General features: G+C 73.8%; 6 protein-coding genes. 3 read left to right on the forward strand and 3 right to left on the reverse strand.

Translation table 11 applies throughout. From position 1 onward, the window contains the following. Positions 1-136: 136 nt before the first annotated feature. A complete protein-coding gene (locus ABT122_RS16700; protein ID WP_351551765.1) occupies positions 137-616 on the reverse strand; it encodes an NUDIX hydrolase in 480 nt (159 codons plus the stop codon). 194 nt (positions 617-810) lie between these two features. Continuing rightward, a complete protein-coding gene (locus tag ABT122_RS16705; RefSeq protein ID WP_351551767.1) occupies positions 811-1,758 on the reverse strand; it encodes a beta-ketoacyl-ACP synthase III in 948 nt (315 codons plus the stop codon). A gap of 216 nt (positions 1,759-1,974) precedes the next feature. On the opposite strand from ABT122_RS16705, the gene fdhD reads away from it, so the two are divergent. Continuing rightward, positions 1,975-2,817: a formate dehydrogenase accessory sulfurtransferase FdhD gene (gene fdhD / locus ABT122_RS16710; protein ID WP_351551770.1), complete on the forward strand. Its 843-nt coding sequence runs from the start codon at positions 1,975-1,977 to the stop codon at positions 2,815-2,817. 166 nt (positions 2,818-2,983) lie between these two features. Here the strand turns inward: fdhD and ABT122_RS16715 are convergent, their stop codons facing one another. Beyond that, positions 2,984-3,385, reverse strand: a complete 402-nt coding sequence (locus ABT122_RS16715) for a (2Fe-2S) ferredoxin domain-containing protein (protein WP_351551773.1) — start codon at positions 3,383-3,385, stop codon at positions 2,984-2,986. Between the two features lie 323 nt (positions 3,386-3,708). On the opposite strand from ABT122_RS16715, the gene ABT122_RS16720 reads away from it, so the two are divergent. Both ABT122_RS16720 and ABT122_RS16725 read left to right on the forward strand, forming a co-directional pair. Continuing rightward, a complete protein-coding gene (locus tag ABT122_RS16720; RefSeq protein ID WP_351551776.1) occupies positions 3,709-5,544 on the forward strand; it encodes an AMP-dependent synthetase/ligase in 1,836 nt (611 codons plus the stop codon). A gap of 124 nt (positions 5,545-5,668) precedes the next feature. Continuing rightward, positions 5,669-5,944, forward strand: a complete 276-nt coding sequence (locus ABT122_RS16725; protein WP_351551779.1) for a hypothetical protein — start codon at positions 5,669-5,671, stop codon at positions 5,942-5,944. Positions 5,945-6,000 lie beyond the last annotated feature (56 nt).

Here is a 6,000-nt window from a genome sequence, read left to right on the forward strand (position 1 = left end):
ATCCGGCTCTGGAGGGGAACGTAGCAGCGCTTTGACGGAGTGGGAAGAACTTGAGCAGAGTTCCGGTGCAACTTCTTCCACACTCGGGACAAAGCCGGAGGCGTGGTGGCGGGTCAGGGTGTTCCCGGAGGTTCTCTCACTCCCGGCCGGCCGCCGCGGGCAGCTCCGCCAGCCGGTCGAGGAAGATCCGCTGGCCCTTGACCAGCCGGGTGCGGGCCTCGTCGAGGCCGAACCATCCGACCCGGTCGATCTCGGGGAACTCCTGGAGGCGGCCCGAGCGCGGGGGCCACTCCATGGTGAAGGTGCCCGGCACCACGAGGGAGATGTCGAGGTCGGCGGCGAGGGCCCAGAGGGTGACGACCTTGCCACCGGGCTGGCGGGCCTCGCCGAGAGGGAGCCACTCGCCCTCGGGCGGTGCGAGTCCCAGTTCCTCCTCGAACTCCCGGCGGGCCGCCGCGGCCGGTTCCTCCTCGGGGGTGTACTGCCCCTTGGGGACCGACCAGGACTGTTCGTCGCGGGCCGCCCAGTAGGGGCCGCCCATGTGTCCGATGAGGACCTCGATGCCGTCGCCCCGCCCCCGGAACAGCAGGAGCCCCGCGCTTCTCACAGCGGTCATGGTCCCCAGTCTCCCCCGGGGCCGGTCACGGGGCAGTCCGGGCCGGGCGCACGGGCCCAGCGAGGGCACCGGCGCGGGCCGTGTCGCGGGCCGCCGTCTCACGGGCGGGCGTCTCGCGGGCGGGCGTCCCGGGTTCCGCCGTCTCGCGGGCGGCCTCACCGGACCGGCTCACCGGGCCGGCTCACGGGGCCGGCTCACGGGCAGCGGATGATCTGACCCGCGTAGGAGAGATTGCCGCCGAAGCCGAAGAGCAGCACCGGGTCGCCGGAGGTGATCTCCCCGCGTTCGACCAGCTTGGCGAGGGCGAGCGGGATGGAGGCGGCGGAGGTGTTGCCCGACTCGACCACGTCCCGGGCGATGACGGCGTTGACCGCCCCGATCTTCTGCGCGACGGGCTCGATGATCCGCAGGTTCGCCTGGTGGAGGACGACGGCGGCCAGCTCGTCGGGGCGCACCCCGGCGCGCTCGCAGACCTTGCGGGCGATGGGCGGCAGCTGGGTGGTGGCCCAGCGGTAGACGGTCTGGCCCTCCTGGGCGAAGCGCGGCGGGGTGCCCTCGATGCGCACGGCGTGGCCCATGGCGGGGACCGAGCCCCACAGCACGGGGCCGATACCGGGCTCCTCGCCGTCCGGGACGGCCTCGACGACGGCGGCGCCCGCGCCGTCCCCGACCAGGACGCAGGTGGTGCGGTCGGTCCAGTCGGTCACGGCGGTCATCTTGTCGGCGCCGATCACCAGGACCCGCTCGGCGGCACCGGCCCGCACGGTGTGGTCGGCGGTGGCGAGGGCGTGGGTGAACCCGGCGCAGACCACGTTCACGTCCATCACGGCCGGCGACTCCATGCCGAGGCGGGCGGCGACGCGGGCGGCGGTGTTCGGGGAGCGGTCGATCGCGGTGGAGGTCGCGACCAGGACCATGCCGATGTCCTGCGGCGTGAGGCCGGCGGAGGCGAGCGCCTTGGCCGCGGCGTGCGCGGCCAGCTCGTCGACGGGTTCGTCGTCGGCGGCCCGGTGCCGGGTCGTGATGCCGACGCGGGTGCGAATCCATTCGTCGCTGGTGTCGACCAGGGCCGCCAGGTCCCCGTTGGTGAGGACTCCGGCGGGCTGATAGTGCCCGAGGGCGGTGATTCGTGAGCCGGTCATGTGCGGACCCCCTCCGTGCGGGCAGTGGAATGCCCAAGTGTTCGCTGCTACCAACCGGTACGACGGCAGGTGATCCGACAGGATTCAGCCCCTGGAATTTGGAGCTTCCGTAAGTGTGGCACGGCCCGTGCGACGCCCCCGGCCGCCGGGGGCGTGCCGCGGGGGGAGAATGGTACGGCCCGCAGCGCTTCGCCGACGGATCGGATACGGAACATCATGGGACGCGTCACCGAGCGCCGCCGCACCCTCCGCATCCGGGACGGTGTGGTCTCCGCCCGCCCCGACACGCTGGTGGCGGAGGAGCCGCTGGAGATCCGGCTGAACGGCAGACCGCTCGCGATCACCATGCGCACCCCGGGGGACGACTTCGCGCTGGCGGCGGGTTTCCTGGTCAGTGAGGGGGTGATCGGCGAGGCCGGGGAGGTGCGGTCGATCACGTACTGCGCGGGGGCGACGGCGGACGGGGTGAACACCTACAACGTGGTGGATGTGCGGCTGGCGGCGGGGGTGCCGGTTCCGGACATCACGCTGGAGCGGAATGTGTACACCACCTCGTCGTGCGGGCTGTGCGGCAAGGCCAGTCTCGACGCCGTGCGGACGGCGACCCGCCATCCGGTCGCGGATGTGCCGCCGGTGCGGGTGCGGCCCGCTCTGCTCAGCGCGCTGCCGGACCGGCTGCGGGAGGCACAGCGGGTCTTCGACCGCACCGGGGGGCTGCACGCGGCGGCGCTCTTCTCGGTGGAGGGCGAGCTGCTGGACGCGCGGGAGGACGTCGGCCGGCACAACGCCGTGGACAAGCTGATCGGCCGGGCGCTGCGGAACGGCGGGCTGCCGCTGTCCCGGGTGGTGCTGCTGGTGTCGGGGCGGGCGTCGTTCGAGCTGGCGCAGAAGGCGGTGATGGCGGGGGTGCCGGTGCTGGCGTCGGTGTCGGCTCCGTCGTCGCTGGCGGTGGATCTCGCGGTGGAGAGCGGGCTGACCCTGGTGGGGTTTCTGCGCGGTGCCTCGATGAATGTGTACGCGGGGCAGGAGCGCGTCGTGCTGGACGGCGGGGGCGTCTGAGGGACCCGGCGGAGCCGGCCCGGGGCGTACGGTCCCGGGCCGGCGGCCCCGGCGGCGGCTGCCGGAGGCCGCCCGGCCCGGCGGTGGAGGCCCCGCCGCCGGAGGCCCGGCGGTGGGAGGCCACGCGGTGGGAAGCCCGGCCGCCGGCGGCGGGATGTCCGGGGGCTCAGCGGCGCGCGGCCTTGGGCAGCGGGGCCGGGATGGTCTGGAGGGCGAGTGTCGCGGGCGGCTCGGCGAGGCCGGGGCCGCCCGCCCTCACCCACTCCAGCAGGTCGTCCACGGCGTCGTCGTCGAGCGCCCAGCCGATCCAGGTGGCGCGCGCTCCCCGGCGCCGGCCCTCGGCCGAGGGCTGAACCACGATCACATTGGCCTGGGCGCAGGGCCCGAGACAGTCGGTGGTGCGTACCTCGATCCGGCCGCCGGAGGCCGCGGCGGCCTCCCGCAGCCGGGCCAGCTGGCCGTCGTGGTCGGTGCCGGGGTGTTTGCGGGCGCTGCCGCAGCAGCAGCCCCGGCAGACGACGAGGGTGCAGGGGCGGCTGCGGAAGGGGCGTATCGCGGGCGAGGTCACCGGATGATCGTCTCAGTCCGGCGCCCCTGCGGACAGCACGCCCGGCGCTCCCCCGGCGGCGAGGACTTCCGAAAAAGGTATGGACCAAATCCTCCGGAAATGGTAAAGCGACAGTGTGCGCACCGTAGGGATTCCGTGGAGATTCCGTCCCCGCCCACGTACCGACCAGTCAGAACCCTGTCCGCACCTTCCCCATGTGACCGGATTTCTTCCCTGAACCGGCGGTACCGCCCCGGGTACCCGGCGCCCGGACGCCCCATGGGCCCGGCAACCGGGTGGGATACCGTCGCGGCGCTGTGCTGAGCACCACAAGGAGCAGGCCCTTGCGCGAGTTCACCGTCCCTCCTCTGCACGCGGCACCGCTGGTCGGCGGAGTGGCCGACGCGGTCTTCGACCACGCCGAGCGCGACCCGGACCGTATCGCCCTGGCGCGCGAGGACGGCTCCGGCCGGTGGCGGGATCTCAGCTCCGCCGCCTTCCGCGACGAGGTGCTGGCGCTGGCCAAGGGGCTGCTGGCGGGCGGGGTGCGGTTCGGGGACCGGGTGGCGCTGATGTGCCGTACGCGCTACGAGTGGACCCTCTTCGACTTCGCGATCTGGACCGTCGGCGCGCAGTCGGTGCCGGTCTATCCGACCGCGTCGGCCGAGCAGGTGCTGTGGACGCTGTACGACGCCGGGGTGTCGGCCTGTGTGGTGGAGCACGAGGACCACGCGATGACGGTCGGTTCGGTGGTGGACCGGCTGCCGCTGCTGAAGCGGCTGTGGCAGTTGGACACCGGCGCGGTCGCCGGGCTCATGGCGTCCGGGGCGCACATCGACGACGAGGTGGTGCACCGGCACCGGCGGGCGGTGACCCCGGACTCCACCGCCACCGTGATCTACACCTCGGGGACCACCGGCCGGCCCAAGGGCTGTGTGATCACCCACGCCAATCTGATGTTCGAGAGCGACACCCTCACCGGGCGCTGGGAGTCGCTCTTCCGCGCCCGGCCCGGGGACGAGCCGTCGACGCTGCTCCTCCTGCCGCTGGCGCATGTGCTCGGCCGCGTGGTGGAGGTCGCGGCGGTGCGCGGCCGGGTCAGATTCGGCCACCGGCCACTGGTGGGCACGGGCACGGGCACGGGTGCGCCGGCGGCGGACCTGGCGGCGTTCCGGCCGACGTTCTTCATGGCCGTCCCCGATGTCTTCGAGCAGATCTTCCACGCCGCCCGGCGCCGGGCCGAGAGCGAGGGGCGGGCGGGCCCCTTCGAACGGGCCGTGGAGGTGGCGGTGCGCCACGCGGAGGCCCGCGAGCACCGGGCGTTCGGCCTCGGCCCCGGCCCGTCGGCGGGGCTGCGGGTGCAGCACCAGCTCTTCGACCGGTCGGTGTACGGGAAGCTGCGGGAGGCGCTGGGGGGCCGGCTGCGGTACGCGATGTCCGGGGGCTCGGGGATGGACCGGCGGCTGGGGCTGTTCTTCGAGGGGGCGGGGATCACCGTCTTCGAGGGGTACGGGCTCACCGAGTCGACGGCCGCGGCGACGGCGAACCCGCCCGAGCGCCCCCGGTTCGGCACGGCGGGGCGGCCGATCCCGGGGACGACGGTGCACATCGCGGACGACGGCGAGGTGTGGCTGCACGGCGCGCATGTCTTCTCCGGGTATCTGGGCGATCCGAAGGCGACCTCGGCGGCGCTGCACGACGGCTGGCTGGCCACGGGGGATCTCGGTTCCCTGGACGCCGACGGCTATCTGACGATCACCGGCCGGAAGAAGGAGGTGCTGGTGACATCGGGCGGGCGGAGTGTGTCGCCGGTGCGGCTGGAGGAGCGGGTGCGCTCCCATCCGCTGGTGGCGCAGTGCCTTGTGGTCGGCGACGGCAGGCCGTTCGTGGCGGCGCTGGTGACGCTCGACCAGGAGGCGGTGGCGCACTGGCTGGCGATGCGCCGGCAGCCTGCGCTGCCGCCCGCGCGCCTGGTGCGGGACCCGGCGCTGGAGAAGGAGATCCGGCGGGCGGTGGTCGCGGCGAACACCCTGGTGTCGCAGCCGGAGGCGATCCGCACGTTCCGGATTCTGGCGCGTCCGTTCGGCGAGGAGCACGGGCTGCTCACCCCGTCGCTGAAGCTGCGGCGGCGGGCGATCGAGGAGGTGTACGCCGCCGAGGTGGACGCCCTGTACCGCTGAGGGGCAGCGGTGCCCGAGGGTGTCCGGCGAAGGGGTCCTGCGGGGTGCGCCGCGTCGCTAGGCTGTCGGCCATCGGTGCCGTCCGTGCGTCCGTTCCTCATCTGGATCTGGGAGAAGCCTCACGATGACCGTGGTCAGGGTCGAGACCGTAGCGCGGGGGACGGAACCCGTTCTCCCGGAGGGCAGCGCCGGCATGGCGGAGGCCATTCACCACGCGTCCGAGGCCGCCCGCCGTTCACTGGCCGGTACGCCGGACAGCGACGGCTGGCAGATCTCCGGCCTGGAGGTCACCTTCGGGCTGACTCCGGCGCCCGGTGACGGGGTGGTGGGTTCCGGGGCGGGTGCCGATGCGTCGTTCGAGGTGCGGCTGACGGTGGAGCGGGGTCCCGGCAGGCCGTGAGGCGTCGGGGGCCTTGGCGGCGTAGCCGATGAGGATGGCGTCGTCGGTGGTGACGG

Source organism: Streptomyces sp. NPDC001985 (genome assembly GCF_040296845.1).
In the GTDB taxonomy this organism is placed as follows: domain Bacteria; phylum Actinomycetota; class Actinomycetes; order Streptomycetales; family Streptomycetaceae; genus Streptomyces.

Coding starts and splice junctions, on each gene's coding strand:
- ABT122_RS16705 (WP_351551767.1), bottom strand. CDS start 1,758: ATGACCGGCTCACGAATCACCGCCCTCGGGCACTATCAGCCCGCCGGA.
- ABT122_RS16700 (WP_351551765.1), bottom strand. CDS start 616: ATGACCGCTGTGAGAAGCGCGGGGCTCCTGCTGTTCCGGGGGCGGGGC.
- ABT122_RS16725 (WP_351551779.1), top strand. CDS start 5,669: ATGACCGTGGTCAGGGTCGAGACCGTAGCGCGGGGGACGGAACCCGTT.
- fdhD (WP_351551770.1), top strand. CDS start 1,975: ATGGGACGCGTCACCGAGCGCCGCCGCACCCTCCGCATCCGGGACGGT.